Here is an 827-nt window from a genome sequence, read left to right on the forward strand (position 1 = left end):
TCGTCCATATTGACATCAATAATTTGCGCACCATCTTCTACTTGCACACGAGCTATTTCAATCGCAGCTTCATAATCCTCTTCTTGGATCAAGCGTGCAAACTTCCGCGAGCCTGTCACATTTGCTCGCTCACCTACGTTAACAAAACCGGTAACATCATTGATTACTAAGGGCTCTAAACCGCTCAGCACCATATCCGGTATTTTCTTTACTTCATCTTGCATAAAATAATGTCTATCTTGTTATATAAGAGCTTATTATATTGATCGAGGTTGATTGTTATCAGCTAATGCTTTAATTGCCGCGATATGTTCTGGTGTTGTACCACAACAACCGCCTAAAACATTTAAGTGGTTACCCTCAACAAAAGGAATTAATTGTTCAACCATTAATTCTGGTGTTTGATCGTATTCACCAAATTCATTGGGTAAACCTGCATTAGGATGAGCAGACACAAATACATCTGCCTGCTTATCGATACGTTTAATATACGGCAGTAAGTCATCAGCACCCAAAGCGCAGTTCAAACCAANNAGCAAATCGCCATGCTGCATCGAGACCCAAAAAGCCTCCGGCGTTTGCCCAGATAAGGTACGGCCACTAGCATCAGTAATCGTACCAGAAACCATAACGGGAATATCGCCTCGCTCTTCTCGTACCTCATCTATCGCAAACAAAGCCGCCTTGGCATTCAAACTATCAAATACTGTTTCAACCATAAGGATATCTGAACCGCCATCCAGAAGTGCTTCAGCTGCTTGCTTATAAGCCACACGCAAGTCATCAAAAGTCACTAGGCGCATACCAGGGTCATTCACATCAGGAGA

Annotated in this window: 2 protein-coding genes and 1 pseudogene; all 3 read right to left on the bottom strand. The window is 42.5% G+C overall.

Going from position 1 to position 827, the window contains the following annotated elements; genetic code table 11:
* Positions 1-224 (bottom strand): dihydropteroate synthase (locus ACRBG0_RS28585; RefSeq protein ID WP_431490234.1); only part of this gene is annotated, 224 nt, incomplete at its 3' end.
* Between the two features lie 33 nt (positions 225-257).
* Positions 258-532 (bottom strand): homocysteine S-methyltransferase family protein (locus ACRBG0_RS28590; protein WP_431490235.1); only part of this gene is annotated, 275 nt, incomplete at its 5' end.
* Between the two features lie 2 nt (positions 533-534).
* Positions 535-827: pseudogene (locus tag ACRBG0_RS28595) on the bottom strand (homocysteine S-methyltransferase family protein); the annotation flags it as partial.

This window comes from Lewinella sp., assembly GCF_050633125.1.
Taxonomy (GTDB): Bacteria; Bacteroidota; Bacteroidia; order Chitinophagales; family Saprospiraceae; genus Lewinella.